43 protein-coding genes are annotated in these 25,182 nt (G+C 43.7%); 2 read left to right on the top strand and 41 right to left on the bottom strand.

Annotated features, from left to right (window positions below):
• Nucleotides 1–287: 287 nt before the first annotated feature.
• The gene (locus AR335_RS22305; protein WP_062240286.1) at nt 288–506 is read right to left on the bottom strand and encodes a hypothetical protein; all 219 of its coding nucleotides are present in this window, start codon (nt 504–506) and stop codon (nt 288–290) included.
• Nucleotides 507–702: 196 nt separating this feature from the next.
• Between AR335_RS22305 and pdaB the strand changes: the two genes are divergently transcribed.
• Entirely contained in the window at nt 703–1,464 is a 762-nt protein-coding gene (gene pdaB / locus AR335_RS22300; RefSeq protein WP_062240283.1) for a polysaccharide deacetylase family sporulation protein PdaB, read from the top strand.
• 21 nt (nt 1,465–1,485) lie between these two features.
• Here the strand turns inward: pdaB and AR335_RS22295 are convergent, their stop codons facing one another.
• Nucleotides 1,486–2,097 carry a KinB-signaling pathway activation protein gene (locus AR335_RS22295; RefSeq protein WP_062240280.1) on the bottom strand — a complete coding sequence of 204 codons (612 nt, stop codon included), beginning with the start codon at nt 2,095–2,097 and terminating at the stop codon, nt 1,486–1,488.
• Nucleotides 2,098–2,247: 150 nt separating this feature from the next.
• Between AR335_RS22295 and gerD the strand changes: the two genes are divergently transcribed.
• A complete protein-coding gene (gerD, locus tag AR335_RS22290) occupies nt 2,248–2,877 on the top strand; it encodes a spore germination lipoprotein GerD (RefSeq protein WP_062240277.1) in 630 nt (209 codons plus the stop codon).
• A gap of 43 nt (nt 2,878–2,920) precedes the next feature.
• Here gerD and AR335_RS22285 read toward each other — a convergent pair whose 3' ends face one another.
• From AR335_RS22285 to rplD, 39 genes are all read right to left on the bottom strand, one after another.
• Nucleotides 2,921–3,955 (bottom strand): Mrp/NBP35 family ATP-binding protein, encoded by a 1,035-nt coding sequence (locus AR335_RS22285; RefSeq protein ID WP_062240274.1) that lies wholly within the window; start codon nt 3,953–3,955, stop codon nt 2,921–2,923.
• A 107-nt stretch (nt 3,956–4,062) separates the two neighbouring features.
• Entirely contained in the window at nt 4,063–4,776 is a 714-nt protein-coding gene (cwlD, locus tag AR335_RS22280) for an N-acetylmuramoyl-L-alanine amidase CwlD (RefSeq protein ID WP_062240271.1), read from the bottom strand.
• A gap of 62 nt (nt 4,777–4,838) precedes the next feature.
• Nucleotides 4,839–5,279, bottom strand: a complete 441-nt coding sequence (locus tag AR335_RS22275; RefSeq protein WP_053356165.1) for a DUF2521 family protein — start codon at nt 5,277–5,279, stop codon at nt 4,839–4,841.
• Nucleotides 5,280–5,544: 265 nt separating this feature from the next.
• Nucleotides 5,545–6,258, bottom strand: a complete 714-nt coding sequence (locus AR335_RS22270) for a DUF421 domain-containing protein (RefSeq protein ID WP_062240268.1) — start codon at nt 6,256–6,258, stop codon at nt 5,545–5,547.
• Nucleotides 6,259–6,403: 145 nt separating this feature from the next.
• On the bottom strand, nt 6,404–6,796 hold the full coding sequence (rpsI, locus tag AR335_RS22265) for a 30S ribosomal protein S9 (RefSeq protein ID WP_053356167.1): 393 nt from the start codon (nt 6,794–6,796) through the stop codon (nt 6,404–6,406).
• An 18-nt stretch (nt 6,797–6,814) separates the two neighbouring features.
• Entirely contained in the window at nt 6,815–7,252 is a 438-nt protein-coding gene (rplM, locus tag AR335_RS22260; protein WP_007203517.1) for a 50S ribosomal protein L13, read from the bottom strand.
• A gap of 276 nt (nt 7,253–7,528) precedes the next feature.
• Nucleotides 7,529–8,266: a tRNA pseudouridine(38-40) synthase TruA gene (truA, locus tag AR335_RS22255; protein WP_062240265.1), complete on the bottom strand. Its 738-nt coding sequence runs from the start codon at nt 8,264–8,266 to the stop codon at nt 7,529–7,531.
• A gap of 19 nt (nt 8,267–8,285) precedes the next feature.
• Nucleotides 8,286–9,086, bottom strand: a complete 801-nt coding sequence (locus AR335_RS22250; RefSeq protein ID WP_062240262.1) for an energy-coupling factor transporter transmembrane component T family protein — start codon at nt 9,084–9,086, stop codon at nt 8,286–8,288.
• A complete protein-coding gene (locus tag AR335_RS22245) occupies nt 9,080–9,952 on the bottom strand; it encodes an energy-coupling factor ABC transporter ATP-binding protein (protein ID WP_062240259.1) in 873 nt (290 codons plus the stop codon). Before AR335_RS22245 ends, AR335_RS22250 begins: the two co-directional genes overlap by 7 nt.
• Nucleotides 9,928–10,767, bottom strand: coding sequence for an energy-coupling factor ABC transporter ATP-binding protein (locus AR335_RS22240; protein WP_062240257.1), 840 nt, complete (start codon nt 10,765–10,767; stop codon nt 9,928–9,930). The genes AR335_RS22245 and AR335_RS22240 overlap by 25 nt, the downstream gene beginning before the upstream one ends.
• A gap of 386 nt (nt 10,768–11,153) precedes the next feature.
• Nucleotides 11,154–11,516, bottom strand: coding sequence for a 50S ribosomal protein L17 (gene rplQ / locus AR335_RS22235; RefSeq protein WP_053356173.1), 363 nt, complete (start codon nt 11,514–11,516; stop codon nt 11,154–11,156).
• Between the two features lie 87 nt (nt 11,517–11,603).
• Complete coding sequence (locus AR335_RS22230) at nt 11,604–12,548, bottom strand: DNA-directed RNA polymerase subunit alpha (RefSeq protein ID WP_062240254.1); 945 nt, start codon at nt 12,546–12,548, stop codon at nt 11,604–11,606.
• A gap of 172 nt (nt 12,549–12,720) precedes the next feature.
• A complete protein-coding gene (gene rpsK / locus AR335_RS22225; protein ID WP_053356175.1) occupies nt 12,721–13,116 on the bottom strand; it encodes a 30S ribosomal protein S11 in 396 nt (131 codons plus the stop codon).
• 21 nt (nt 13,117–13,137) lie between these two features.
• On the bottom strand, nt 13,138–13,503 hold the full coding sequence (gene rpsM / locus AR335_RS22220) for a 30S ribosomal protein S13 (protein ID WP_062240252.1): 366 nt from the start codon (nt 13,501–13,503) through the stop codon (nt 13,138–13,140).
• Nucleotides 13,504–13,522: 19 nt separating this feature from the next.
• Nucleotides 13,523–13,636, bottom strand: coding sequence for a 50S ribosomal protein L36 (rpmJ, locus tag AR335_RS22215; RefSeq protein WP_007203526.1), 114 nt, complete (start codon nt 13,634–13,636; stop codon nt 13,523–13,525).
• 35 nt (nt 13,637–13,671) lie between these two features.
• Complete coding sequence (infA, locus tag AR335_RS22210; RefSeq protein WP_007203527.1) at nt 13,672–13,890, bottom strand: translation initiation factor IF-1; 219 nt, start codon at nt 13,888–13,890, stop codon at nt 13,672–13,674.
• On the bottom strand, nt 13,883–14,167 hold the full coding sequence (locus AR335_RS22205) for a KOW domain-containing RNA-binding protein (RefSeq protein ID WP_231689176.1): 285 nt from the start codon (nt 14,165–14,167) through the stop codon (nt 13,883–13,885). Before AR335_RS22205 ends, infA begins: the two co-directional genes overlap by 8 nt.
• A gap of 53 nt (nt 14,168–14,220) precedes the next feature.
• Nucleotides 14,221–14,967 carry a type I methionyl aminopeptidase gene (gene map, locus AR335_RS22200; protein WP_062240250.1) on the bottom strand — a complete coding sequence of 249 codons (747 nt, stop codon included), beginning with the start codon at nt 14,965–14,967 and terminating at the stop codon, nt 14,221–14,223.
• Nucleotides 14,964–15,617, bottom strand: coding sequence for an adenylate kinase (locus AR335_RS22195; RefSeq protein ID WP_053356179.1), 654 nt, complete (start codon nt 15,615–15,617; stop codon nt 14,964–14,966). Before AR335_RS22195 ends, map begins: the two co-directional genes overlap by 4 nt.
• A gap of 72 nt (nt 15,618–15,689) precedes the next feature.
• Entirely contained in the window at nt 15,690–16,991 is a 1,302-nt protein-coding gene (gene secY, locus AR335_RS22190) for a preprotein translocase subunit SecY (protein WP_062240248.1), read from the bottom strand.
• Nucleotides 16,991–17,431: a 50S ribosomal protein L15 gene (gene rplO / locus AR335_RS22185; RefSeq protein WP_053356181.1), complete on the bottom strand. Its 441-nt coding sequence runs from the start codon at nt 17,429–17,431 to the stop codon at nt 16,991–16,993. Before rplO ends, secY begins: the two co-directional genes overlap by 1 nt.
• Nucleotides 17,432–17,462: 31 nt before the next feature.
• Nucleotides 17,463–17,651 carry a 50S ribosomal protein L30 gene (gene rpmD, locus AR335_RS22180; protein ID WP_053356182.1) on the bottom strand — a complete coding sequence of 63 codons (189 nt, stop codon included), beginning with the start codon at nt 17,649–17,651 and terminating at the stop codon, nt 17,463–17,465.
• A 14-nt stretch (nt 17,652–17,665) separates the two neighbouring features.
• The gene (rpsE, locus tag AR335_RS22175; RefSeq protein ID WP_082316075.1) at nt 17,666–18,166 is read right to left on the bottom strand and encodes a 30S ribosomal protein S5; all 501 of its coding nucleotides are present in this window, start codon (nt 18,164–18,166) and stop codon (nt 17,666–17,668) included.
• A 14-nt stretch (nt 18,167–18,180) separates the two neighbouring features.
• Complete coding sequence (gene rplR, locus AR335_RS22170) at nt 18,181–18,543, bottom strand: 50S ribosomal protein L18 (RefSeq protein WP_053356184.1); 363 nt, start codon at nt 18,541–18,543, stop codon at nt 18,181–18,183.
• Nucleotides 18,544–18,578: 35 nt separating this feature from the next.
• Nucleotides 18,579–19,118 (bottom strand): 50S ribosomal protein L6, encoded by a 540-nt coding sequence (gene rplF, locus AR335_RS22165; RefSeq protein ID WP_062240246.1) that lies wholly within the window; start codon nt 19,116–19,118, stop codon nt 18,579–18,581.
• Nucleotides 19,119–19,146: 28 nt separating this feature from the next.
• Nucleotides 19,147–19,545, bottom strand: a complete 399-nt coding sequence (gene rpsH / locus AR335_RS22160) for a 30S ribosomal protein S8 (protein WP_053356186.1) — start codon at nt 19,543–19,545, stop codon at nt 19,147–19,149.
• Nucleotides 19,546–19,577: 32 nt separating this feature from the next.
• Complete coding sequence (gene rpsN / locus AR335_RS22155) at nt 19,578–19,763, bottom strand: 30S ribosomal protein S14 (protein WP_007203538.1); 186 nt, start codon at nt 19,761–19,763, stop codon at nt 19,578–19,580.
• A 25-nt stretch (nt 19,764–19,788) separates the two neighbouring features.
• Nucleotides 19,789–20,328, bottom strand: a complete 540-nt coding sequence (gene rplE / locus AR335_RS22150; protein WP_053356187.1) for a 50S ribosomal protein L5 — start codon at nt 20,326–20,328, stop codon at nt 19,789–19,791.
• 24 nt (nt 20,329–20,352) lie between these two features.
• Nucleotides 20,353–20,661, bottom strand: a complete 309-nt coding sequence (gene rplX, locus AR335_RS22145; RefSeq protein WP_062240289.1) for a 50S ribosomal protein L24 — start codon at nt 20,659–20,661, stop codon at nt 20,353–20,355.
• A 62-nt stretch (nt 20,662–20,723) separates the two neighbouring features.
• Nucleotides 20,724–21,092 (bottom strand): 50S ribosomal protein L14, encoded by a 369-nt coding sequence (rplN, locus tag AR335_RS22140; protein WP_053356188.1) that lies wholly within the window; start codon nt 21,090–21,092, stop codon nt 20,724–20,726.
• Between the two features lie 44 nt (nt 21,093–21,136).
• Nucleotides 21,137–21,400: a 30S ribosomal protein S17 gene (rpsQ, locus tag AR335_RS22135; RefSeq protein ID WP_053356189.1), complete on the bottom strand. Its 264-nt coding sequence runs from the start codon at nt 21,398–21,400 to the stop codon at nt 21,137–21,139.
• Between the two features lie 21 nt (nt 21,401–21,421).
• On the bottom strand, nt 21,422–21,625 hold the full coding sequence (gene rpmC / locus AR335_RS22130) for a 50S ribosomal protein L29 (protein WP_053356190.1): 204 nt from the start codon (nt 21,623–21,625) through the stop codon (nt 21,422–21,424).
• The gene (gene rplP, locus AR335_RS22125) at nt 21,615–22,049 is read right to left on the bottom strand and encodes a 50S ribosomal protein L16 (protein ID WP_062240243.1); all 435 of its coding nucleotides are present in this window, start codon (nt 22,047–22,049) and stop codon (nt 21,615–21,617) included. The genes rpmC and rplP overlap by 11 nt, the downstream gene beginning before the upstream one ends.
• A gap of 2 nt (nt 22,050–22,051) precedes the next feature.
• On the bottom strand, nt 22,052–22,711 hold the full coding sequence (gene rpsC, locus AR335_RS22120; RefSeq protein WP_062240240.1) for a 30S ribosomal protein S3: 660 nt from the start codon (nt 22,709–22,711) through the stop codon (nt 22,052–22,054).
• 3 nt (nt 22,712–22,714) lie between these two features.
• Nucleotides 22,715–23,056, bottom strand: a complete 342-nt coding sequence (gene rplV, locus AR335_RS22115) for a 50S ribosomal protein L22 (RefSeq protein ID WP_007203546.1) — start codon at nt 23,054–23,056, stop codon at nt 22,715–22,717.
• A gap of 19 nt (nt 23,057–23,075) precedes the next feature.
• Entirely contained in the window at nt 23,076–23,354 is a 279-nt protein-coding gene (gene rpsS, locus AR335_RS22110) for a 30S ribosomal protein S19 (RefSeq protein ID WP_053356193.1), read from the bottom strand.
• A 57-nt stretch (nt 23,355–23,411) separates the two neighbouring features.
• Entirely contained in the window at nt 23,412–24,242 is an 831-nt protein-coding gene (gene rplB, locus AR335_RS22105) for a 50S ribosomal protein L2 (protein WP_062240237.1), read from the bottom strand.
• Between the two features lie 28 nt (nt 24,243–24,270).
• Nucleotides 24,271–24,558 carry a 50S ribosomal protein L23 gene (rplW, locus tag AR335_RS22100; protein WP_053356195.1) on the bottom strand — a complete coding sequence of 96 codons (288 nt, stop codon included), beginning with the start codon at nt 24,556–24,558 and terminating at the stop codon, nt 24,271–24,273.
• Nucleotides 24,558–25,181, bottom strand: a complete 624-nt coding sequence (gene rplD, locus AR335_RS22095; RefSeq protein ID WP_053356196.1) for a 50S ribosomal protein L4 — start codon at nt 25,179–25,181, stop codon at nt 24,558–24,560. The genes rplW and rplD overlap by 1 nt, the downstream gene beginning before the upstream one ends.
• Between the last annotated feature and the right edge of the window lies 1 nt (nt 25,182).

Genomic DNA, 25,182 nt, shown 5'->3' with positions numbered 1-25,182 from the left:
ACTCTCCAATAAAGTGTTTGATATAGCTCTTAAAGTTTAAAAATTGATGGGATTGTAAAATCCCTGACTTACCTGGCTTTTGTTTGGTTTTCAAAGAACAAGTTTGTGTCGCTCGTTTTGGCGACTTTTATACTTTAACATTTTTGCAACCATCATGTCAACGATTATTTTGTTGATATTTTGTTGCTTATCACCGTCTCAGCGGCGACAAGGAATACTATATCACGTATCGCTTTTTAGTGTCAACACTTTATTTGAAAAAAGTGTTTGAATCCTTTTATGCCATGTTATTGGCTCTGTTTTCTTCTGCAGAAACGCGCGCATTCTGCAGGTTCGGCCAGCCTGGCAAAGAGCTTAAAGAGAACCTGGTACCTTTCTTCGATTGCGGATTTTACTATCTTATCCAGCCTGTCATCTTGCAGATCAAACAAAAGCTCTTCCATTTCTTTTTTTAGAAGATATTCGAATTCCTTTGCTTCCCTGCGATTCATCATTAAGCCTATCATTGCGCCACCATAGCTTCCTTTAGTGTTTGTTTTAAGCTATCGTTCCCGCCCCCTTGTTTTCTATGTATATAAAAGGCCGTTTCCTGTCTGTGGTCTATCTTGTCCTCACTGGTCATATATATTTCCTTAGGCAGACAGCTCTGGCAAACGAAAAAGAAAAAGGATCAGCTCAATATACAGGATTAGGGGGGACGGTATGAAATTTTTCATGGTGGTTAACGGTAAGAAAGTGAAGCAGTATATGGTCGTTGTGTTTGCTGCCTTCTTTGCCGCTTCACTTGCATTTATGGGACAAGAGCAATTATCTGTTTTTTCATCCAAAGATGGGCCCCGGGCAATCTATAAAGGTGAAGAAAAAGGGAACAAAGTCGCGCTGACGTTTGATATCAGCTGGGGAGACAAGAGAGCTATTCCTATCTTAAACGTACTGAAAAAACAAGGAATCAAAAATTGCACCTTCTTTGTTTCTGCCGCCTGGGCGGAAAGGCATCCTGAAATTATTGAACGAATCGTAAAAGATGGGCACGAAATTGCCAGCCTCGGTTATCAATATAAGAACTATACGGATTGGGAAGTTCCCCGAATTCGAAGAGACATCTTAATCGCACAGGAAAAAATCAAAAAGGTTTCCGGAAAAACAACGACGCTCCTTCGTCCGCCGAATGGCAATTTTGATAAACGGGTCCTTGAAGTCTCAGAAGGTACTCACCATTCTGTTGTGCATTGGAGCATCGATACGAAAGACTGGAAAAATCCCGGAGTCGAAAAGATCGTGCAAAATGCGACTGGTCACGTGAAACCTGGAGATATCCTTCTCCTGCATGCTTCTGACTCAGTCAAGCAGACACATAAAGCCCTGCCAGAAATTATCAGCAAATTAAAATCGGAAGGTTATTCGTTTGTCAGCGTTGGTGAAATGATTGCCAACACTCAGGCACAAAGCCAGGAAGTCCATTAATTCTCACAAAAAAACTTCCGCCTAGACAGCGGAAGTTTTTGATTTTGTTCCTGTATTTTGATTGATGAGCCGGTGTAGCATTAAGATCTGATAAGTATTGCAGGCACCAAGAGCCGCAAATGCCATCCACATGGCACTTGGAGCGTTTGTTTTTAAAACTGGGACCCACTCCATCGTCGTAACCACGATGATGAAAAACAGCGTTGGGACAAACGCTCCCTTGTTGGTTTGCTTTTGTTTAAGATAAGCCACCGCAAACCCTAGAAGCAGCACGCCGATTGGAATCAAGCTGTATGAAGCAAGGCTTTGTCCCGCTTTATGAAACGCGGTATACCGCAGATAAAATAAGTCAAAGAGAACAACAATAATAAGAACGATCTGTACACCATTCCAAAGGGATTGCGATTTAAATATTCCCAAACCGAATCGGTGAACCGTTAAGTACGCAAAAAAGCCCATTTGGCTGAACACACTGAACAATGCGCCAAAACCAACAAGACCGAGTATATAGATAAAAAACTCTTTCACACCTCCGCTTTGCGGAAATTGTGATATCAAACCTGCCACAATAGCGCAGCCAATTCCTAAGAGCAACGTAGTAATAAATAAAAAGACCCAGTTTCTTGACTTCACGTGATTGCCTCCAATCCAAATGTAACCGTTATCGATTGTACCAATCCTACCCCAAAAAAGCCATACTGTTTTCCTATATTTGTTCTGCATAAATCTTCTCAAAACACCCAACCTAAAGGTAAGACCTAATAGAAAGGAGAAGGAGCAGACGTGAAAAAAACGTGGATCCCATGTCTCTTCTGTTTTCTTCTTTTTGCCCTAAGCGCCTGTGCGCAAAATGAAGCACAAGGAAGCAGTTCCCAGAACATCGATTATGATGCAACCAAAAAGATGCTGGTGGATATATTAAAAACAGATGACGGCAAAAAGGCCATTAAAGATGTATTATCTGATGAAAAAATGAAGGAACAGCTATTGCTTGATCAGGCATTAATTAAACAGACGATCGAGAAAGAACTGTTATCTCCCAAAGGCGAACAATTTTGGAAACAAGCCTTTAAGGATCCTAAATTTGCTGCGGCTTATGCAAAAAGCATGAAGCCAGAACACGAAAAGTTAATGAAAGGTCTAATGAAAGACCCTTCTTATCAGCAACAGATCATGAACATTATGAAAGATCCCAAGATGGGACAAGAACTATTGGACCTTGCCAATTCCCCTCAATACCGAAAAGAAGTAAAGAAAGTCATGATGGAAACCTTCGACAGCCCGATTGTGCGTGCTCAATTAGCTGAGATGCTGCAAAAAGCTGCACACGACGAAATTGATCAGGCCACCTCCAAAAAAGGACAACAAGGCGGTCAGCAGCAGAATCAGCAAGGCGGCGGAGGCGGCCAATAACCGTTAAAAAACCTCGTACTGGATTTCAGTACGAGGTTTTGTTTTATTTAACCTGATCGATGACCTTTTGTGCGATGTCTTCATAAGCTCTTCCAAGACGATGATCCGCAGCATAGATACTTGGTGCAAAGTCATCTTCGTTAATATCAGGCTGGCCGAGTGGAAGCTGGCCAAGCATTGGGATTCCGAGTTCTTCTGAAAGGCGCTCTCCACCGCCTTTACCGAATACATATTCTTTTTCTCCAGTCAGCTGGCTCTCAAAAAAGGACATATTTTCAATAACACCGATGATCTCATGATCGGTTTTTAATGCCATTGTTCCCGCTCTTGCCGCAACGAAAGCTGCTGTTGCATGCGGAGTGGTAACAATGATTTCTTTGCATTTAGGCAGCATCTTATGAACATCCAGGGCCACATCTCCGGTTCCCGGCGGCAGATCCAGCAAAACGTAGTCAAGTTCTCCCCATTCTACTTCACTAAAGAAATTCATCAGCATCTTGCCGAGCATTGGTCCGCGCCAGATAACAGGTGCATTGTCCTCTACGAAAAAGGCCATGGAAATGACTTTTACACCGAAACGTTCAACCGGCTGTATGGTTTCACCAACTACTTTCGGCCGTTCTGTGATACCCATCATATCCGGAACACTGAACCCATAAATATCCGCATCGATCAATCCTACTTTTTTGCCGAGACGGGCAAGAGCAACGGCAAGGTTAACGGATACGGTGGATTTTCCGACTCCGCCTTTACCGCTGGCAATCGCGATAAATTCTGTCTTACTTTCAGGGGCAAGCAAAGGCGGTACACCAGGTGCCGCCTTGTGGGTTCCCTGAGCGGGTTTGCGTTCTTCAAACCTCAGGCCGACTGATTCGAATCCAGCACCTTTTAGAATATTAACGATTTCCTGCTGAAGCATCATCTGTTCAGGTGTTCCCGTTTGAGGCAAAGCTACTTTTAAGCTTACGTAGCTTTCCTTTACTTTTATTTCTTGAATCGCCCCTGATTCTGTCAGGCTTTTATGTAAAAAAGGGTCTTGAATATGAGATAAAAGTTCAATTACTTTCTCTTCTGTCATGGTAAAGACACTTCCTTTGCATGTATTCGATTTCATATTCAGTATAGCACAAATGGCTTTAAGCGTTGACTCATAAGCTAAAAGGTGCAAGCCGAAGGGCTCGCACCTTAATCAGGTATCTTTTCTTTTGTATAATAACGAAGGATGCCTTGGTAAACTGATGCCGAAACCTTATGCTGATAGGACTTGGTTTTAAGCAGCTCCCGCTCATTCGGATTGGACAAGAAGCCAACCTCGACCAATGTTGCCGGCAGTTTGCTCGTCCGCATCAAATAGATGCCATCAATAGATTTGGCAATCCGGTTGGTATTCTGAAGGTTGCGTTTAAGTTCATTTTGAATAAATTTAGAGGCCGCTTCCCCTTTTTTGTCTGCGGGATTAAAAAATACTTGTGCGCCTCTCCATCGGCTGGAGGGCAAAGCATTTAGATGAATGCTCACATATAAGTCCCCGTTGGATCCATTGATGATTTCTTTTCGTTTTCGTAAATCTTCCCATTTCCGGGCCCGAATTCGCCCAGAGTCTCTACCGCTTAAATCCTTATCTCTTTCCCTCGTCATTATCACGAGAGCCCCGGATTCCTGCAAATAATCCCTCAGTTTTAACGATATGTCCAAAGAGATATCCTTTTCCAGTACACCGTCACTGCCGACTGCCCCGCCATCCATTCCGCCGTGTCCTGGATCCAGCACGATTACCTTACCTGATAGCGGCAGGTTCCACGATTTCCAAGACCGATTTTCCGTAAACTGGTACGTTAAGATAAATAGCAGAAGTGTAAAACCTAAGGCAAAGGCAACTTGCTTTACCCGCTTCTTCATTTTTGCCCCCTAATAAACAGTCATATATGTCTATATATATGGGACAAGATAATGAATATAACTTAATGAAGCTTCATTCTGTATCTTTTCTCTCCGTTCCAGTATCCTTCGAGCCACCAATGCTGGATATACACTTCACAGCACATATATAGAGATTCCATCATCTGTTCTGTTCCCCAGCACCAGAACTGCCAATATTCAAAGAGGCTGTCCGTCAATTCCTTTTCAGCCTGTTGGCTGCGTTTCTTAATGCCATCCAGCGATTCCCCGTGATACGCAAACCGGCTGTACGCGGCCCCAAGCAAGTAGGCATCAATCGCCAGATCAATGCAGGCGTCTTCAATGTCCTGCTGATACAGCAAAGAATATTGAAAGAAGGGCTGATAAAGGCTTTGGAATTCCTTTTTGATCTTTCCTAGCGAAAGATCTCTTAGCACTTTTCTTTCGTACTCCGCTTTTTTCGTACGCTGCTTCTCCCTAAATGTTGTAATTACAATCGCCATCATTTTTCCTCTTCCCGCGCAGATGCGCCAATTACATATCTATATAATTAATGGGTTCACCCTTAACTACATCTTTTGCAAAAGAGTAAAGCATCATCCTGCGTAAATGATGGGAAAAAAGAGATGCTGAAACGACTGTTTAGAGACGATAAGCACTGGAGGGCTTTGTCATAAAACGCTTTTTGTTTTCTGACAAAGACCGAAGTACACGGGTCTCTAGGAGTTGAAGCTGGACGGATCAAAAGCTTAAACGCTTGTTTAACCGTTATTCCTTATCAATCGGAGCCTCCAGCTTGTCTTTATAACAGTCAAAATACAGGTTGCCGTTCGTTCCTTTTACCGCATAGTAAACCTCTGACAGGGTGAGGTTTTTCTTGTTTAACTCCTCCTGCAGCCAGGCTTCCGATAAATTATTCTGCATAAGGTTTTGCGTCAGAACTTGTTTTTCCATAATAAGCTCCACAGGAAACTTCGCGTCATTCTTTTGGGAGGCAATACCCATGTCTTGTCGCGTAAGCATCCTGAATGGCGGCTTTTTTTGAACAGAGATGCCTCCGTTTGTTTCCAGGATAGCATATTGGACCTCATTGATATCAAATACCCCCTTCTCTCTAAGAAGCTGGTTCAGGTTATCAATCGTAAATTTTGCTTTCCCCATGTTTTTCTCCAAAATGGTTCCGTCTTCAATCAGTACTGTCGGTTCTCCCGATATCCACCTGCGCGCCTTTCTGCTTTTTACCGTCCAAAAAAGAATGAGGATGGAGGTAACAAAGAAGGTAATCATTGCGAGCACTGTATGCCATGTCTCAATATTAAGATTAAATGCCAGGTTAGCGGTGATCGATCCAAGAGTGGCAGCAGCTATAAAATGATTCAGTGTCAGATACGACAAAGTTTGCTTTCCAAGCAGCCGGGCAATTGCTATAAACAAGGCAAAGGCAAGCAAGGTCCTCAAAAAGACTTCCATTAACTCCGACATCATGTCCCTCCTTCAGAAAACTCGATCTTTTATACCCTATTGTTTACGAGTAGCGAAAGGAACATGAGCTCAAAGTGAAGATTAAGTGCCTGAACAACAAAAAAGACCCCCAAGCAAAATGCTTGAGAGCCTTGAAACGTAAAGATTAACGTTTTGAGAACTGTGGTGCACGACGAGCGCCTTTAAGACCGTATTTCTTACGTTCTTTCATACGAGCGTCACGAGTCAAGAATCCAGCAGACTTAAGGTTGCCGCGGAATTCTGGATCTGCTTGTAGAAGAGCGCGAGAGATACCATGACGGATTGCTCCTGCTTGTCCTGTATATCCTCCACCTTGAACAGTTACAAGAACGTCGTAGTTACCTTCTGTAGCTGTTTCGTTAAGGGGCTGTCTTACGATAAGTTTTAATGTTTCTAAACCGAAATATTCGTCAATGCTGCGACCGTTGATTACGATACGGCCATCACCAGGAACTAAACGTACGCGAGCAACGGAGTGCTTACGACGCCCAGTACCGTAATATTGTACTTGTGCCACGTGAATACCTCCCTTTTATTATCCGCGTAATTCGTATTTTTCTGGCTTTTGTGCTTGGTGTTGGTGCTCAGCTCCAGCATATACGTGAAGCTTTTTGATCATTTGACGGCCAAGGCTGTTCTTAGGAAGCATACCTTTGATCGCTAATTCAAGCATTTGCTCAGAACGAGTTGTACGCATTTCTAATGCAGTTCTTGTGCGAAGTCCACCTGGGTGTCCAGTGTGGCGGTAGTAAATCTTGTCACTTAACTTTTTACCTGTTAGATGAATTTTTTCTGCGTTGATTAGGATTACATGATCTCCAGTATCAACATGTGGTGTAAAAGTTGGTTTGTGTTTTCCGCGAAGGATTGCTGCAACTTCACTTGCAAGACGACCTAAAGTCTTTCCTTCAGCGTCGATCAATAACCACTTACGTTCTACTTCAGAAGCTTTCGCCATGAATGTCGTACGCATGAATTTTCCCTCCTGTATCTTCATTCGCTAAATCGCTCAATTTTTTTATGAATGCTGTTCAAACTCACAGTAAAATACGGTTCGCTGAACATTTTTGAATTACTAAACATTTCGCCGAATTATCTTCCGGGGCAGGGAGATAATCTTAGAAATACCAAAGAATATCTTATAACATATAAACAACGATGTCAAGTGTGTCGCGGAATTTATAAGGTGATTTTTTATAAAATCACTAGGTAATTTTTTATAAAATTACTACATGTTTTTTTTATAATTTTAATAGGTGACGTGATATAAGTATAATCCATGCGGAGGAGCCGTCTTTCCTGCAGCAATCCGGTTCTTCTCCTGCAGCATAGCTTCGATTTCCTTCGGCTCGATCCTGCCCTGGCCTGCATCAAGAAGAGTGCCAATCATGATTCTGACCATGTTATACAAAAACCCGCTCCCGCTCACTTTAAAAATGATCTCGTCTGTAGACGTGTCCATTTCAAAACGGTAGATGGTACGTATTTTGTCCTCAACAGTGGAACGGGCCGAGGAAAATGATGTAAAGTCGTGTGTTCCCAAGAACATCCTCATGCCCTCTTCCAAGGCGTCACGATTTAGAGAATAAGGAAAATGATACGCATAATGCCGGCGGAAAACATCTGGCTGACTGCAGGTCAATAGCCGATAATGATACTCCTTCTTCTGTGCACTGAAACGCGCATGAAAATCCGGAGCAACAGCTTCCACTTTCGTGATGCGTATATCACTGGGCAGCAGCGCATTCAGGGCTTTCTGCCAACGGTCTCCGGCAATGGCCAACGGGCTGTCAAAGTGACATACCTGCCCAATGGCATGGACTCCTGCATCTGTCCTTCCAGAAGCCGAGATGCGCAGATCCTCGCCTTTATGCATTTTGGCCAGGCTCCGTTCAATCTCACTCTGTACAGTACGGCCCTCCGGCTGCACCTGATAGCCGGCAAACAAGGTGCCATCATAGCTTACGGTAGCTTTCCAGCGCTGCATACATCAAACTCCCTTAAGATTAATGCGTTCGGAATACGAAAAGAACGACGGCCAATGCAAGCAGAATGAGCAGAGAGGCTGTATCCCTGAGTTTCCATTCCAGAATGCGCAGCCTCGTCCTGCCCTCTCCCCCTCGGTAACCGCGGGCTTCCATTGCGAGAGCCAGGTCTTCCGCCCGTTTAAAGGATGAGATAAACAAAGGCACCAGCAGCGGAACAAACGCTTTGACGCGCTCTTTTATAGGACCGGTTGTAAACTCTGCACCCCGGGCCATCTGTGCCTTCATGATTTTCTCCGTTTCCTGCAGCAGCGTAGGAATGAAGCGGAGAGAAATGGACATCATGAGGGCAAACTCATGAACGGGCAGCTTTATCTTTTTAAAAGGAGACAGTAAGTATTCAAGTCCATCTGTTATATCGATCGGTGTGGTGGTCAGCGTCAGCAATGATGTGATGACCACGAGATAGACGAGACGAAGTGAGATGAATACCCCTTGCCTTAAGCCGCCTTCATAAATCTTCAGCCATCCCAGGTGGTAGATGACATCGCCTTGCTTCGTCATCACAATGTGCAGGATGAATGTAAAAATGACAATAAGAAAAATGGGTTTAAGCCCTTTATAGATATAACGGAGCGATACCTGGGATGACAGCATAGCACCCGCTGCAAAAATGCCGAGCAGGACATAGGTCAGCCAGTTATTGGCCAGAAAGACCACGAAAATAAACAAAAAGATGCTAAGCAGCTTCGCACGCGGGTCCATCTTGTGGATGACGGAACAGCCCGGAATATACTGCCCAATGATCACGTTATCTAGCATATTGACCCTCCTTTGCCGAAGTCAGCCGCAATGGCTTTAGCTGTTTCTTCAATGGTAAAAGAGGATAGTTTCATTGGATTCTTCGTCAACTCCTGCCACTTGAGCAAAAACTGAACCGTTTCCGGCACATCCAGCCCAACGGCCTGAAGCTCGTCCCGTTTATCAAAGATTTCCGCAGGAGTGCCTTCTAGATAGGTGGATCCTTTATCCATGACAACAATATGGTCCGCATAATACGCAGCATCCTCCATGGAATGCGTAACAAGGATGGTCGTCGTCTTACGCTGATCATGAAGGGCACGGAATAAGTCCATGATCTCTTTGCGCCCCTTTGGATCTAGCCCCGCTGTCGGCTCATCCAGAATCAGCACTTCAGGCTGCATCGCAAGAACACCTGCGATAGCTACCCGCCGCATCTGTCCGCCGCTCAAGTCAAAAGGTGACTTTTGCAGTACCTCATCCGGAAGCCCGACAAGCTTAACCATCTCTCGAGCTGTTTTTCTGGCTGCTTCTTCACTCTGCCCGAAGTTCATCGGACCGAACATGACATCCTTCTCCACCGTTTCATCAAATAACTGATGTTCTGGATATTGAAAGACAATACCTACTCTTTTGCGCAGGGCTTTTAGCTGTTTCTTTTTCTCATTGGCAGCAATCGTCAGGTCCCCAACCTGTATGGTGCCTTCAGATGGCTTTAACAGGCCGTTCAAATGCTGAATGAGCGTCGACTTCCCAGAACCCGTGTGACCGATGACTGCAAGGAATGAGCCCGATGGAATAGATAGATTCACATCCTTTAGTGCAAGCCGCTCAAAAGGCGTTCCAGGCTTGTAGCGATGGGTTAGGTTGTTGATTTTAATGTCCATAATGCACCCACCAATTCTTCCTGTGTTAAATGTTGTTCTTTTAAGCCTATCCCATTTTCCTTAAGCGCTAATCCGAGTTTAAGGGAGAACGGCAGATCCAAGCCGGCATCCAGCAATAACGACTCGTTCTGGAACACTTGTCTCGGACTTCCTGTCGTGAGGATGGAACCTTGTTTCATGACCATGACCCGGTCAGCACGGACCGCTTCCTCCAGATCATGCGTAATGGAGATAACGGTAATCCCTTCCTCCTCGTTCAGTTGTTTCACCGTGTCGATGACTTCTTTCCGGCCCATCGGATCCAGCATGGAAGTCGCTTCATCGAGGATGATGATAGACGGCTTTTGGGCAATGATGCCGGCAATGGCAACACGCTGCTTCTGGCCGCCTGAAAGATGGTGAGGTTCACTTTCAATAAACTCCTGCATCTTTACACGCTGAATGCTTTGTTCAATACGAGAAATCATCTCTTCACGGGGCACACCGAAGTTTTCCAACCCAAACGCCACATCGTCTCTGACACTTGTCCCGACGAACTGGTTGTCCGGATTTTGAAAAACGATGCCGACCCGCCTTCTGATCTCCCATAGTTCTTGTTCGTTTGTCGTTGTGTAGTCTTCTACCTTTATCTCTCCTGAAGAAGGCAGAAGCAGCCCGTTGAGCAATTTAGCCAGTGTAGATTTTCCGGACCCGTTATGGCCGACAATCGCCAGCCATTCTCCTTGGTACACCGAGAGGCTTAAATCCGCCAGTGTGGTTTTCTCCTCGCTCGGGTACTGGAAGGAAACGTTATTGACCGATATCAGTTCCTTCACGCTTTTCTCCCCCTCAGCTCAGCTATTACTTCTTTGAAAAAACACTTTACTTCCTGAAATGGTGTCTGGCACCGTTTTTTACATTCAGGTGCCTGACTCCAGATATTTAAGTAACTAATCGAAGCGTTACTACATTTGTGATTTGCATCACGGAAATAACATCTTTTAAGTCAGCAATGCTTACCTTAAAAACATGTACTGACCCTTTCAGGACCAGCTTTTATCTTCCTTTGCAGGATGTTTTTCCGTGCCAGGCACCTGAAAGTGAAGTGAGGTGCCTGGCACTGATTCAGGATGCTTTCTTTTTTTATTTGACCTCTTTTGAGGACAAATAAAAAAAGGGCAAGAAACGATCTTTACGACCCTGTCCCGCCCTTTATTCACTATTAAACTAATTCGATGATGACCATAGGTGCACCGTCACCACGGCGAGGACCGATTTTAGCGATACGAGTGTAACCACCATTACGCTCAGCATAACGAGGTCCAAGGTCACTAAATAGTTTTTGAATTGCCTTTTGTCCTGATTCTTCGTTAGCTACTTCGTTTCGTACGAAACTTGCAGCTTGACGGCGTGCGTGAAGGTCTCCACGCTTACCAAGCGTGATCATCTTTTCAACAAATTTACGTACTTCTTTAGCACGTGCTTCTGTTGTTTCGATACGATCGTTGATAATTAAGTCAGTTGCTAAGTCACGCAGCATTGCGCGGCGAACAGCTGAAACACGACCCAACTTTTGGTATGCCATGTCTATTCCCTCCTTCTGTGCTTTTTGCAGACAGGGGCTGTTTATAAAAACAGTCACCTGTGAAAAAGCAAATTCTAGTCTGTCAGATTAATCGTCAGCACGTAATGAAAGCCCGAGCTCGTCAAGTTTTTCTTGAACTTCTTCAAGAGACTTCTTACCGAGGTTGCGAACTTTCATCATGTCTTCTTCTGATTTATTAGCAAGTTCTTGAACTGTATTAATACCAGCGCGCTTAAGGCAGTTGTAAGAACGCACAGAAAGATCAAGTTCTTCAATCGTCATTTCAAGAACTTTTTCCTTTTGGTCTTCTTCTTTTTCAACCATAATTTCAGCTTTTTGCGCTTGATCGGTTAGTCCGACAAATATATTCAAATGTTCGGTAATGATCTTCGCTCCAAGAGAAACTGCCTCTTCAGGACGGATGCTTCCATCTGTCCAAATGTCAAATGTAAGCTTGTCATAGTTTGTCACTTGTCCAACGCGGGTATTTTCTACCTGGTAGTTCACACGAGAAATTGGTGTGTAAATTGAATCCACCGGAATAACTCCGATTGGTAGATCTTCACTCTTATTGCCTTCCGCCTGAACGTAACCGCGGCCTCTCTTTGCATTCAGCTTCATTTGGAAATGAGCGCCTTCTGCAAGAGTAGCAATATGAAGGTCCGGATTCAAAATTTCCACATCACTGTCATGTGTAATGTCACCAGCTGTAACGACTCCCTCACCCTGTACATCTATTTCCAATGTTTTATCTTCTTCAGAATAAATCTTCATCGCAAGCTTTTTCAAGTTAAGGATGATCGTAGTAACGTCTTCTACAACACCTTCAACTGTTGAGAACTCATGCAATACTCCATTAATCTGAATTGATGTAACAGCTGCACCAGGCAGTGAGGATAATAGGATACGACGTAAGGAGTTGCCCAGTGTAGTACCATATCCACGTTCAAGTGGTTCAACAACAAACTTTCCATATGTGGCATCGTCGCTGATTTCAACCGTTTCAATTCTTGGCTTTTCGATTTCGATCATTCAACTAAACCCTCCTTCAAACGTCGAACCTCGACCGGGCAGAACCCAGCCGAAATTCCCCAATGGCATTCCCGACTTAAACAACTAATTAGTGTTCTTCACCAAAACTAATAGTATACATACCCATTATAGACAGGCTATGCATACTTTATACCGAAGAGTGTAACTATTGTTACACGCGGCGGCGTTTTGGAGGACGGCATCCGTTATGAGGAACAGGTGTAACATCGCGAATAGCTGTTACTTCTAAACCTACCGCTTGAAGGGCACGGATTGCAGCTTCACGGCCAGCACCAGGGCCTTTAACAGAAACCTCTAGTGTTTTCATGCCATTTTCCATTGCAGTTTTACCAGCAGTTTCAGCTGCCATTTGCGCTGCGAACGGAGTTGATTTACGAGAACCTTTGAATCCTAAGTGGCCAGATGTAGCCCAAGAGATTGCATTCCCGTGTGTATCAGTAATCGTAATGATCGTGTTGTTGAAAGTCGAACGAATATGCGCGATACCAGTCTCAATATTCTTTTTGACACGACGTTTACGTGTGTTAGTTTTACGTTGCTTAGCCATTAGAGTTTACCTCCTTTACTCTTACTTTTTCTTATTCGCTACTGTACGACGAGGTCCTTTACGAGTACGAGAGTTGTTTTTCGTATTCTGACCGCGAACTGGAAGACCGCGACGGTGGCGGACCCCACGGTAGCTGCCGATTTCAATAAGACGTTTAATGTTAAGAGACACTTCACGGCGAAGGTCACCTTCAACTTTAATTTTGTCGATCGCTTCACGAATTTTGTTTAATTCATCTTCTGTAAGATCACGAACACGAGTTTCTTCAGATACGCCAGCTTCAGCAAGAACTTGTTGTGCTTTAGCTTTCCCGATTCCAAAGATATATGTTAGTGAAATGACAATACGCTTATCGCGTGGAACGTCCACTCCTGCAATACGTGCCATAATTTAGCACCTCCTTGGATTAACCTTGTTTTTGCTTGTGTTTCGGGTTTTCGCAGATCACCATAACAGTACCTCTACGACGAATAACTTTACATTTTTCACAAATGGGTTTGACTGATGGTCTAACCTTCATCTTTTAAACCTCCTTATGTCACGGAGTACGATTTTTTATTTAAAGCGATACGTTATACGACCACGTGATAAGTCATATGGAGACAATTCTACGGTTACTTTATCCCCTGGTAATATACGAATGTAGTGCATACGGATCTTACCAGAAACGTGCGCTAGAATTTTATGTCCATTCTCAAGCTCCACTCGGAACATGGCGTTTGGCAGTGGTTCGATTACCGTACCTTCTACCTCAATTACATCATCTTTAGCCATCGATATGGTCTCCCTTCTTCAGAGCAATGACTTTCTCGTCGGAAAACTTCGCTACTGCGTACCGTAGTTTGCCATTAGTTACACGGCCTGTTTCAAGAATGCTTCTTGCAACTTCCGGAGAAATAAAATCAAGAAGTTCTAAGTGAATCAGGTTTTTACGTTTGGCGCGATCATATTTGCGTTTATCGCCATCGGCTATAAGTACAAAACGATCATCCAGGATATTTACAATGACACCTAATTTCTCAGCGTCTCTTCCCTTTATGATTCGAACCATCTGACCTATTTGCGGTACCGATTCAGAATCGCTAACCATTATATCACCTTCACCTAGATCTTTGTTAAGATTTCGTAACCTTCCTCCGTAATAGCGATGGTATGTTCGAAGTGAGCACACCATTTGCCATCCGTTGTGACAACCGTCCAGTTATCGGATAATGTTCGAACGTAACGAGATCCAGCATTGATCATCGGCTCAACAGCCAATACCATTCCCTTTTTTAGGATCGGCCCTTTGCCGGGCGGTCCGTAATGAGGAATTTGCGGATCTTCATGCAATTCCTGGCCGACTCCATGACCCACGTACTCTCGTACAACAGAGAACCCTTCAGCTTCTGCATATACTTGAATGTCATGAGAAATGTCTGTTAGTCTGGCACCTGCCTTCGCTTTCTCTAATCCTTTGAATAGAGATTGCTCGGTTACATCGAGAAGCTTTTGAGATTCCTCAGAAATCTCTCCAACCCCGTACGTCCAGGCTGAATCCCCATGATAGCCTTTGTATTTCGCCCCAATATCTAAAGAGATAATGTCGCCATGGTTCAATACACGCCTTCCTGGGATTCCATGTACAAGCTCTTCATTAACGGAAGTACAGATGCTTCCCGTAAATCCATTATAATCCTTGAATGAAGGGATTGCACCCTGGCTGCGAATAAACTTTTCAGCAATGTTATCCAGTTCTTTCGTTGTCACACCAGGTATAATGTGTTTCTTTAACTCTTGGTGAGTTAGGGCAACGATTCTCCCTGCTTCCCGCATGATTTCTATCTCCCGCGGCGTTTTGCAGATAATCATTTTGCCAACCCTCCAATAAGTTTGTTGATATCGTTATACACTTTATTGATTTCCTGATCGCCATCAATGTTCTTGAGGTAACCTTTTTCTTTATAGAAATCAAGCAAAGGTTTGGATTGCTCCATGTTTACTTCCAAGCGGGTACGAACAGTCTCTTCGTTATCATCTTTGCGTTGAATTAATTCAGTGCCGTCCTTGTCACATTTTCCATCCACTTTAGGCGGATTGAAAATCACATGATAAGTGGCTCCGCATTCCGGGCAAACCCGGCGGCCAGTCAACCGCTGCATCAATTTATCTGTATCAACAGAAATATTGAGTACATAATCAATCTGGCGTTCCAAATCGCGAAGAATTTCCTCAAGCGCTTCAGCTTGAGCAACAGTACGAGGGAAACCATCAAGCAGGAATCCTTTTTCACAGTCATCTTTGGCAAGACGTTCACGGACAATTCCGATCGTTACATCATCCGGAACCAAGTTGCCGGAATCCATATATGACTTTGCCTTCAGACCGAGAGGAGTACCTTCTTTTATCGCTGCGCGAAACATATCTCCAGTAGAAATATGAGGAATTCCGTACTGTTCAACAATTTGTTCTGCCTGTGTCCCTTTACCGGCACCAGGCAATCCCATTAATACAAGATACATCTAATCCCTCCATACGTCACTAATCTAGTCAATAGACTGAGGGTTTGGGAAGAAAAGGCTCTTCCCTTTCCTCTACTTAATGAAGCCTTTGTAATGCCGTTTGATCAACTGGCTCTCAATCTGCTTCATCGTGTCTAATGCCACACCTACAACAATCAGTATGCTCGTTCCGCCGATTCGGATAGAAGGCGGAAGGTTAAGCCCTGGAATTGCTGTAAAGATTACCGGGAGAATAGCGATCAACGCAAGGAATAGAGATCCTACAAAAGTTAATCGATATAAAATTTTCGTAATATACGCCTGAGTGTTAGCTCCTGGACGAATGCCGGGAATATAACCGCCCTGTTTCTTCAAGTTGTCTGCCATTTGTTCTGGGTTGACTTGAATGAAAGTATAGAAGTACGAAAATCCAATAATTAAAAGCGCATATATAATCATTCCGACTGGCTGGGTGTAGTCAAACGTATTGACAATCCATTTGGTCACACTGTTTTGCTCGAAAAAGCCGGCAACCGTACGCGGAGTGATAATCAAGGAAATCGAAAAGATAACCGGGATAACTCCTGCTGCATTGACTTTGATCGGCAAGTGCGTGGATTGACCGCCAACAGGCTTATTTCCGACGACTCGTTTTGCATACTGAATCGGGATTTTACGCAAACCTTGTTGAATAAAGATAACGCCGACAACAACTAAGATAATAGCGATCAGTAACAGAAGTACAGTTACAATATGCATAAACAGCTGATCGTTTGCGCCTTTGAATTGCGCTGCATATATCTGGTTAACTGCTGTAGGAATAGCTGCGACAATCCCCGCGAAAATGAGAACGGAAATCCCATTTCCAATTCCCTTAAGGGTAATCTGCTCACCTAACCACATCAAGAAGGCAGTTCCTGCAGTCAATACTAACGCAATAAACAAATACGTCATGATTCCCGGATCTGAGATCAGCCCAGGGAACAGGTTGTTAAAACCTATTGACATCCCTACAGCTTGGATAAAGCCGAGGACAATCGTTCCGTACCTGGTGAACTGAGCCAGCTTGCGTCGGCCCACTTCCCCTTGTTTACTCCACTCCGTAAATTTAGGAACCACATCCATCTGAAGCAGCTGAACAATGATTGATGCTGTAATGTATGGCATGATACCCATTGCAAAGATGGAGAAGTTTTTTAATGCCCCACCACCGAACGTGTTCAAGAATCCAAAAATACTTGCGTTATTTTCAGTGCCAAACTGGAGAACTTCGCGATTCACACCTGGAACAGGAATAAATGTTCCGATCCTGAAAACGATCAGCATCAAAAGTGTAAAAAGAATCTTGTTTCTCAGATCACCCACACGCATAATGTTGGAGATTGTCCGGAACATTAGATCACCTCAGTTTTTCCGCCGGCCGCTTCAATAGCTTCTTTAGCAGAAGCAGAGAATTTGTGGGCCTTAACTGTAAGCTTAACTCCTAACTTGCCATTTCCTAGAACTTTAATGCCGCTATTTTCTTTGCTTACTACGCCAGTTTCGATAAGAAGTTCTGGAGTTACCTCTGTTCCTTCTTCAAAACGAGCAAGTTTTTCAAGATTAACAATTGAGTACTCTTTACGAGTTGGGTTTGTGAATCCACGTTTAGGCAAACGACGTGCTAATGGATTTTGTCCACCCTCAAATCCCGGACGAACTCCTCCACCAGAACGAGCCTTTTGTCCTTTGTGACCACGTCCACTGGTTTTACCATTTCCTGATCCGATACCGCGTCCTACACGGTTGCGTGTTGAACGGGATCCTTCAGCTGGTTTCAACTCATGAAGTTTCATCTGAGCACCTCCTCATGATTTATTTATCGTTTTACGCGTCGATTTCAGTAACAGTTAAAAGGTGAGATACCTTGTTAACCATTCCACGGATTGCTGCGTTATCTTCGTGAACAACCGTTTGATGCATTTTTCTAAGACCTAGAGTCTTAACAGTTACACGCTGATTCTCAGGACGACCGATAACACTGCGTGTGAGGGTGATTTCTAATTTCTTAGCCATCTACTATTCCCTCCTTAACCTAAAAGCTCTTCTACTGATTTGCCGCGAAGTTTCGCAACGTCCTCAGCGCGTTTAAGATTTCTTAATCCTTCGATCGTAGCACGCACCATGTTGATCGGGTTGTTAGATCCAAGAGATTTAGAAAGAATATCGCCAACACCAGCAAGTTCTAGTACCGCACGGACAGGTCCGCCCGCGATAACTCCAGTACCCTCAGAAGCAGGCTTAAGCAATACTTTTCCTGCGCCAAATTGTCCTGTAATTTGGTGAGGGATCGTTGTACGAACAACTGGTACTGTAATAAGATTTTTCTTTGCGTCTTCAATTGCTTTACGGATAGCATCTGGTACTTCTTGTGCTTTACCAGTACCAAATCCGACATGACCATTTTTGTCACCAACGACAACGACTGCAGCAAAGCGGAAACGACGTCCACCTTTTACAACCTTCGCTACACGGTTGACCGTTACGACACGTTCTTCAAGTTCAAGTTTATTAGGGTCGATACGCATCAGTTTCCCTCCTTCTATTAAAATTCTAACCCAGCCTCACGGGCTGCATCAGCTAATGCTTTTACACGTCCATGATATAGATATCCGCCACGGTCGAATACTACTACTTTAACGCCTTTTTCTGCACCGCGTTTAGCAATGGCTTCGCCAATTGCCTTAGCAGCTTCAACGTTACCGCCGTTTTTAACATCAACGCCTTTATCTAATGAAGAGGCAGATGCGATTGTAACTCCGTTTTGATCATCGATCAGTTGAGCATAAATATGCTTGGTAGAACGGAATACGTTCAAACGAGGACGTTGTGCTGTTCCGATTACAGAGCGGCGAACACGAGCATGTCTTTTTTTACGAGCGACATTTTTATCCGCTTTAGTGATCATCCTATGCACTCCTTTCCGCTAACTTCTTAACGGCCTTATTTACCAGTCTTACCTTCTTTGCGTCGTACAAACTCACCTTCATAACGGATACCTTTACCTTTGTAAGGCTCAGGAGCACGTACTGAACGGATGTTTGCTGCGATTTCGCCAACGCGTTCTTTATCGATACCTTTAACAATTACTTTCGTGTTAGAAGGAACATCAATGTCAATTCCTTTTTCAGGAACGATTTCTACTGGATGAGAGTATCCAACGTTAAGGATAAGTTTGTTACCAGACTTAGAAGCACGGTAACCTACACCAATGATATCTAGTGCTCTTTCATATCCAGTTGTAACACCAACAACCATGTTGTTAAGTACGCTTCTAGTTGTTCCGTGTAAAGCACGATGATCTTTGTGATCGCTCGGGCGCTCAAAAGTGATTGTGCTTTCAGCCACATTGATTTTAATATCGTTGTGGAATTTACGAGTTAGTTCACCCTTAGGACCTTTAACAGTGACAAGGTTGTTCTCCTTCAAATCAACTGTTACGCCGCTTGGGATTTCAACAGGTTTATTACCTATGCGAGACATAATGACACCTCCATTCGCTGCTTAATTTTTACCAAACGTATGCTAATACTTCGCCGCCGACTTGTTGCTGGCGAGCTTCTTTGTCAGTTAGAACGCCTTTAGAAGTCGATACTAGTGCAATCCCTAATCCTCCAAGTACTCGTGGAAGTTCAGTTGATTTTGCATAAACACGTAGTCCAGGCTTACTGATACGTTTAAGACCAGTAATTACACGTTCATTGTTAGAACCGTATTTAAGGAAGATGCGAATCATCCCTTGTTTATTATCTTCAATGTATTCCACATCACGTACAAAGCCTTCACGCTTGAGGATTTCTGCGATTTCTTTCTTAATCGTTGAGCCAGGAACCTCTAATTTATCGTGACGAACAGTGTTAGCGTTGCGAATACGAGTAAGCATATCTGCAATTGGATCTGTCATGACCATTGATATTTACCTCCTTCCCTTTGTTCAGGGTATTACCAGCTGGCTTTTTTAACACCAGGAATTTGACCTTTATAAGCAAGTTCTCTAAAGCAAATACGGCATAGTTTAAACTTGCGGATTACTGAATGAGGACGCCCGCATCGTTCACAGCGAGTGTATTCCTGCACTTTGAACTTTTGCTGGCGTTGTTGCTTAGCAATCATAGATTTCTTTGCCACGGGTTTACCTCCTTTGGCTAAAAGATTATTTTTGGAAAGGCATTCCTACTTGAGTCAATAGCTCACGTGCCTCTTCGTCCGTGTTGGCAGTCGTTACGATAACGATGTCCATACCGCGAACTTTGTTAACTTTATCATAATCGATCTCCGGGAAGATCAATTGTTCTTTTACACCAAGAGTGTAGTTACCACGGCCATCAAAAGCTTTCTTTGAAATACCACGGAAGTCACGTACACGTGGAAGTGTAACAGAGATTAGTTTGTCTAAGAAATCAAACATGCGGTCTCCGCGAAGAGTTACTTTTGTACCGATCGGCATCCCTTCACGAAGCTTGAAGCCTGCGATAGATTTCTTAGCACGAGTGATTACTGGCTTTTGACCAGCGATAGCTGTTAGCTCTTCAACTGCTGTGTCCAATACTTTAGAGTTGGAAACTGCGTCACCAACACCCATGTTGATTACGATTTTTTCGATCTTTGGAACTTCCATTACAGAAGTGTAGTTAAACTTCTCTACTAGAGAAGGAACAATCTCACTTTTATAACGCTCTTGTAGACGGTTCATCAAGATGCCCTCCTTTCACTGCTATTATTTATCTAAAAATTCACCTGATTTAGCTACACGAACTTTTTTACCATCGACTTCTTTGTGACCTACACGGGTAGGAGCACCAGTCTTTGGATCAAGAGGCATTACGTTAGAAACGTGAACCGGAGCTTCTTGGCTTACGATTCCACCTTGTGGATTAGCCTGAGACGGTTTCGCGTGTTTCTTAACGATATTAACGCCTTCTACAAGGACACGATTTTGTTTCGGATAAGCTTCAAGAATTACTCCTTGTTTGCCTTTATCCTTACCAGAAATCACTTGTACTTTATCGCCTTTTTTTACATGCATTGGCATGAGCGTGTTGCACCTCCTTACAAGCCTACTTTTTGAGCCTTGCATTCTATTGATAATTAAAGTACTTCTGGAGCAAGTGATACGATCTTCATGAATTGTTTGTCACGAAGTTCACGTGCAACTGGTCCAAAAATACGAGTACCACGAGGACCCTTGTCATCACGAACGATTACTGCTGCGTTTTCGTCAAAACGGATGGAAGATCCATCGTTACGGCGCATTCCGCGTTTCGTACGAACAACAACCGCTTTAACGACATCACCTTTCTTAACAACGCCGCCTGGTGTTGCAGATTTTACAGAACAGACGATGATGTCACCAACGTTTGCGTATTTACGTCCAGAACCACCAAGAACTTTAATACAAAGTAACTCACGAGCACCTGAGTTGTCAGCTACTTTTAAACGAGTCTCTTGTTGAATCATGCGAATTGACCTCCTTTCGGATACATTTTCGATCCGAACATATATTAAATAACTACTGCTACTTCAACCACTTCTACTAAACGGAAACGTTTGTCTTTAGAAAGCGGACGAGTTTCCATGATTCTTACCATATCATTTACTCTTGCAGTGTTGTTTTCATCATGAGCTTTAAATTTCTTAGAGTACTTAACACGCTTGTTATATAAAGGGTGTTTTTTGTAAGTCTCTACAAGCACAGTGATTGTTTTGTCCATCTTGTCAGATACAACACGGCCAACATAAACTTTACGCTGGTTACGTTCACTCATTGTGCGAACCTCCTCTCAATGTTAAGCGTTAGTAATCCCTAGCTCTCTTTCACGTAAAACAGTTTTTGCACGGGCAATTGCTTTACGAACTTCACGAATGCGGGCAGGGTTTTCTAATTGACCTGTAGCTAGTTGAAAGCGAAGATTGAAAAGCTCTTCTTTCAAAGACTTAGCGTTTTGTTCAATTTCAGCAGTGGTCAAGTTACGGATATCATTAGCCTTCATTAGTGTCACCACCCACTTCTTCGCGTTTTACAAATTTACATTTCACAGGAAGCTTGTGTGCAGCAAGACGAAGTGCTTCGCGAGCTACTTCTTCGGATACACCAGCGATTTCAAACATGATTTTTCCTGGTTTTACTACAGCAACCCAACCTTCAGGCGCCCCTTTACCAGAACCCATTCGGACTTCTAGAGGTTTAGCTGTATAAGGTTTAGATGGGAAAATTTTAATCCATACTTTACCGCCACGCTTCATGTAACGAGTCATCGCGATACGAGCTGCTTCGATCTGGCGGTTTGTGATCCAAGATGCTTCAACAGCTTGCAAACCATATTCGCCGAATGCTATTTCAGCTCCGCCTTTTGCACGTCCGCGCATTTTCCCGCGGTGTTCACGGCGGTATTTAACACGTTTTGGCAATAACATAATTATTTTCCTCCTTCCGCTTTTTTCGTTCCTCTTGTTGGAAGGACTTCCCCACGGTAGATCCAGATTTTAACGCCGATTTTACCGTAAGTTGTGTCTGCTTCTGCAGTTCCGTAGTCGATGTCTGCACGAAGGGTATGAAGAGGAACAGTTCCTTCACTGTAAGATTCTGAACGAGCGATATCTGCTCCACCAAGACGTCCTGATACTTCTGTCTTGATTCCTTTTGCTCCAGCACGCATAGAACGTTGGATCGATTGCTTCATTGCACGACGGAAAGACACACGGTTTTCCAATTGACGAGCAATATTTTCAGCAACAAGCTTAGCATCAACATCAGCTTGCTTGATTTCAAAGATGTTTACATGTACTCGCTTGCCAGTTAGTTCGTTAAGTGCTTTACGAAGTGCTTCGACTTCAGTACCACCCTTACCGATAACCATACCAGGCTTAGCAGTTTTGATCGTGATGTTTACGCGGTTAGCTGCACGTTCGATTTCAACGCCGGATACAGCCGCGTCTTTTAAACGCTTTTCGATATAATTACGAATTTTAAGATCTTCGTGTAATAGATCAGCATAGTCTTTGTCAGCGTACCACTTTGACTCCCAGTCACGGATGACGCCAATACGTAGTCCTATCGGATTTACTTTTTGACCCACGTCTTATCCCTCCTTCTTTTCAGAAACAACGATAGTGATGTGGCTAGTACGCTTGTTAATACGGCTTGCACGTCCCATTGCACGAGGACGGAAACGTTTTAACGTAATGCCTTCATCTACGAATGCAGATGATACCACAAGGTTGTTTGGTTCCATTTCATAGTTGTGTTCCGCGTTTGCGATAGCAGACTTTAACACCTTTTCAATCACTGGAGAAGCAGCTTTTGGTGTTAGGCGTAAGATCGCAAGTGCTTCGCCTACTTGCTTACCTCGAATCAGATCGATAACAATTCTAGCCTTACGAGGAGCAATACGCACTTGTTTAGCAACAGCTTTTGCTTGCATTTTGTGTACCTCCCCTCAATTAACGTCTTGTTTTCTTATCATCAGCGGCATGACCTTTGTAAGTACGAGTTGGTGCAAATTCACCCAACTTATGTCCGACCATGTCTTCTGTAACATAAACCGGCACATGCTTACGTCCATCATATACTGCTAATGTGTGTCCGATGAATTCCGGGAAAATTGTAGAACGGCGAGACCAAGTTTTAACAACTTTTTTGTCATTAGTTTCGTTCAAGCCTTCAACTTTTTTCATTAAGTGGTCATCAACAAAAGGTCCTTTTTTCAAACTGCGACCCATACGTGAACCTCCCTTCGCGACTGCGCTACGGTTCGATTGAACCGTAGAACAAACACGTTATTTTTTACGACGGCGTACGATGTACTTGTCGGTTGTTTTGTTTTTCTTACGAGTCTTGTAGCCAAGAGTCGGTTTGCCCCATGGTGACATTGGTGATTTACGTCCGATTGGAGCGCGTCCTTCACCACCACCGTGTGGGTGATCGTTAGGGTTCATTACAGAACCACGAACTGTTGGACGGATACCCATCCAGCGAGAGCGACCTGCTTTACCTACGTTAACAAGTTCATGCTCAAGGTTACCTACTTGACCGATTGTTGCACGGCAAGTTAGAAGGATCATACGAACTTCTCCAGAGCCTAAACGAACAAGAGCATACTTTTCTTCTTTACCAAGAAGTTGAGCTTCAGCACCAGCAGAACGAGCAAGCTGTCCGCCTTTGCCAGGTTTTAGCTCGATGTTGTGGATTGTAGAACCTACAGGAATGTTCGCTAGTGGAAGTGCATTCCCTACTTTAATGTCAGCGCCAACGCCAGACATGATTTCTTGGCCTACTTTAAGTCCTTTAGGAGCTAGGATGTAACGTTTTTCACCATCAACATAGTTGATTAGCGCGATGTTTGCAGTACGGTTTGGATCATACTCGATTGTAGCAACGCGTCCTGGTATTCCATCTTTGTTGCGTTTAAAGTCGATGATTCTGTATTTACGCTTGTGCCCACCGCCTTGGTGACGAACAGTAAGTTTACCTTGGTTGTTGCGTCCGGCTTTTTTGCTTAGTGGTGCAAGCAATGATTTTTCTGGTTGGTCAGTAGTAATTTCAGCAAAGTCAAGCTGAGTCATACCACGGCGACCGTTAGTGATCGGTTTAAACTTTTTGATACCCATTTGTGTTTCCCTCCTTTACTTGTTGATCTTAAACTCCTTCAAAGAAGTCCAATTCTTTGCTTCCTGGAGTTAAAGTAATGATTGCTTTTTTACGTTTTGAAGTATAACCAGTATGACGACCTACACGTTTGAATTTCCCTTTGTAGTTCGCAGTGTTTACTGATGCAACTTTAATTCCGAAAATGTCTTCCAACGCAATTTTGATTTGAGTCTTTGTTGCGCGAGTGTCAACTTCGAAAGTGTATTTTCCGTCAGCCATAATTTCAGTAGAACGCTCTGTAATTACGGGGCGCTTAATAATATCACGTGCATCCATTATGCAAGCACCTCCTCTACTTTTTCCACAGCGTCTCTTGTCATAACAAGCTTGTCGTGGTTAAGCACATCAAGCACATTAACACCAGTTGCTGTAACAACAGTTACACCAGGGATGTTACGAGCAGATAAAGCAACAAATTCGTTGAAATCTCCTGTCACAACAAGTGCTTTGCGATCTGCGGATAGATTTGTCAGTACTTGCTTCATGTCTTTAGTCTTTGGAGCATCCAAAGAAAGAGCATCAAGAACTACTAGGTTATTATCGATTACCTTTGAAGAAAGTGCAGATTTAATAGCTAAACGGCGAACTTTCTTAGGCAATTTGTAAGAATAGCTTCTTGGCGTTGGTCCGAAAACGACTCCACCGCCTACCCATTGCGGAGAACGGATTGAACCTTGACGAGCACGTCCAGTTCCTTTTTGTCTCCATGGTTTGCGTCCACCACCGGCAACTTCAGAACGGTTTTTCACGTCGTGGTTACCTTGACGAAGTGACGCTTGCTGCATGATTACAGCATCAAATAATACATTTTGGTTTGGTTCAATACCGAAAACGGAAGCATTAAGCTCTAAATCGCCAGCTTGAGAACCATCTTGTTTGTAAATAGCTACTTTAGGCATC

Source organism: Fictibacillus sp. FJAT-27399 (assembly GCF_001510655.1).
Taxonomy (GTDB): Bacteria; Bacillota; Bacilli; order Bacillales; family Fictibacillaceae; genus Fictibacillus_C; species Fictibacillus_C marinisediminis.
The sequence above is the reverse complement of the archived record's forward strand: the minus strand, read 5'-3'. Positions and strand labels throughout refer to the sequence as shown.

Bases quoted from the DNA above. Each gene is read 5' to 3' on its own strand.
- AR335_RS22305 (WP_062240286.1), bottom strand. From the start codon at position 506: ATGATAGGCTTAATGATGAATCGCAGGGAAGCAAAGGAATTCGAATAT.
- pdaB (WP_062240283.1), top strand. From the start codon at position 703: ATGAAATTTTTCATGGTGGTTAACGGTAAGAAAGTGAAGCAGTATATG.
- AR335_RS22285 (WP_062240274.1), bottom strand. From the start codon at position 3,955: ATGACAGAAGAGAAAGTAATTGAACTTTTATCTCATATTCAAGACCCT.
- cwlD (WP_062240271.1), bottom strand. From the start codon at position 4,776: ATGAAGAAGCGGGTAAAGCAAGTTGCCTTTGCCTTAGGTTTTACACTT.
- AR335_RS22275 (WP_053356165.1), bottom strand. From the start codon at position 5,279: ATGGCGATTGTAATTACAACATTTAGGGAGAAGCAGCGTACGAAAAAA.
- AR335_RS22270 (WP_062240268.1), bottom strand. From the start codon at position 6,258: ATGTCGGAGTTAATGGAAGTCTTTTTGAGGACCTTGCTTGCCTTTGCC.
- rplM (WP_007203517.1), bottom strand. From the start codon at position 7,252: ATGCGTACGACATTCATGGCGAAAGCTTCTGAAGTAGAACGTAAGTGG.
- truA (WP_062240265.1), bottom strand. From the start codon at position 8,266: ATGCAGCGCTGGAAAGCTACCGTAAGCTATGATGGCACCTTGTTTGCC.
- AR335_RS22250 (WP_062240262.1), bottom strand. From the start codon at position 9,086: ATGCTAGATAACGTGATCATTGGGCAGTATATTCCGGGCTGTTCCGTC.
- AR335_RS22245 (WP_062240259.1), bottom strand. From the start codon at position 9,952: ATGGACATTAAAATCAACAACCTAACCCATCGCTACAAGCCTGGAACG.
- rplQ (WP_053356173.1), bottom strand. From the start codon at position 11,516: ATGGCATACCAAAAGTTGGGTCGTGTTTCAGCTGTTCGCCGCGCAATG.
- AR335_RS22230 (WP_062240254.1), bottom strand. From the start codon at position 12,548: ATGATCGAAATCGAAAAGCCAAGAATTGAAACGGTTGAAATCAGCGAC.
- rpsK (WP_053356175.1), bottom strand. From the start codon at position 13,116: ATGGCTAAGCAACGTAAAACTAACACACGTAAACGTCGTGTCAAAAAG.
- rpsM (WP_062240252.1), bottom strand. From the start codon at position 13,503: ATGGCACGTATTGCAGGAGTGGACGTTCCACGCGATAAGCGTATTGTC.
- rpmJ (WP_007203526.1), bottom strand. From the start codon at position 13,636: ATGAAGGTTAGACCATCAGTCAAACCCATTTGTGAAAAATGTAAAGTT.
- infA (WP_007203527.1), bottom strand. From the start codon at position 13,890: ATGGCTAAAGATGATGTAATTGAGGTAGAAGGTACGGTAATCGAACCA.
- AR335_RS22205 (WP_231689176.1), bottom strand. From the start codon at position 14,167: ATGGTTCGAATCATAAAGGGAAGAGACGCTGAGAAATTAGGTGTCATT.
- map (WP_062240250.1), bottom strand. From the start codon at position 14,967: ATGATTATCTGCAAAACGCCGCGGGAGATAGAAATCATGCGGGAAGCA.
- AR335_RS22195 (WP_053356179.1), bottom strand. From the start codon at position 15,617: ATGTATCTTGTATTAATGGGATTGCCTGGTGCCGGTAAAGGGACACAG.
- secY (WP_062240248.1), bottom strand. From the start codon at position 16,991: ATGTTCCGGACAATCTCCAACATTATGCGTGTGGGTGATCTGAGAAAC.
- rplO (WP_053356181.1), bottom strand. From the start codon at position 17,431: ATGAAACTTCATGAGTTGAAACCAGCTGAAGGATCCCGTTCAACACGC.
- rpmD (WP_053356182.1), bottom strand. From the start codon at position 17,651: ATGGCTAAGAAATTAGAAATCACCCTCACACGCAGTGTTATCGGTCGT.
- rplR (WP_053356184.1), bottom strand. From the start codon at position 18,543: ATGATCACTAAAGCGGATAAAAATGTCGCTCGTAAAAAAAGACATGCT.
- rplF (WP_062240246.1), bottom strand. From the start codon at position 19,118: ATGTCTCGCATAGGTAATAAACCTGTTGAAATCCCAAGCGGCGTAACA.
- rpsH (WP_053356186.1), bottom strand. From the start codon at position 19,545: ATGGTCATGACAGATCCAATTGCAGATATGCTTACTCGTATTCGCAAC.
- rplE (WP_053356187.1), bottom strand. From the start codon at position 20,328: ATGAACCGTCTACAAGAGCGTTATAAAAGTGAGATTGTTCCTTCTCTA.
- rplX (WP_062240289.1), bottom strand. From the start codon at position 20,661: ATGCATGTAAAAAAAGGCGATAAAGTACAAGTGATTTCTGGTAAGGAT.
- rplN (WP_053356188.1), bottom strand. From the start codon at position 21,092: ATGATTCAACAAGAGACTCGTTTAAAAGTAGCTGACAACTCAGGTGCT.
- rpsQ (WP_053356189.1), bottom strand. From the start codon at position 21,400: ATGAGTGAACGTAACCAGCGTAAAGTTTATGTTGGCCGTGTTGTATCT.
- rpmC (WP_053356190.1), bottom strand. From the start codon at position 21,625: ATGAAGGCTAATGATATCCGTAACTTGACCACTGCTGAAATTGAACAA.
- rplP (WP_062240243.1), bottom strand. From the start codon at position 22,049: ATGTTATTGCCAAAACGTGTTAAATACCGCCGTGAACACCGCGGGAAA.
- rplV (WP_007203546.1), bottom strand. From the start codon at position 23,056: ATGCAAGCAAAAGCTGTTGCTAAACAAGTGCGTATTGCTCCTCGTAAG.
- rpsS (WP_053356193.1), bottom strand. From the start codon at position 23,354: ATGGGTCGCAGTTTGAAAAAAGGACCTTTTGTTGATGACCACTTAATG.
- rplB (WP_062240237.1), bottom strand. From the start codon at position 24,242: ATGGGTATCAAAAAGTTTAAACCGATCACTAACGGTCGCCGTGGTATG.
- rplW (WP_053356195.1), bottom strand. From the start codon at position 24,558: ATGGATGCACGTGATATTATTAAGCGCCCCGTAATTACAGAGCGTTCT.
- rplD (WP_053356196.1), bottom strand. From the start codon at position 25,181: ATGCCTAAAGTAGCTATTTACAAACAAGATGGTTCTCAAGCTGGCGAT.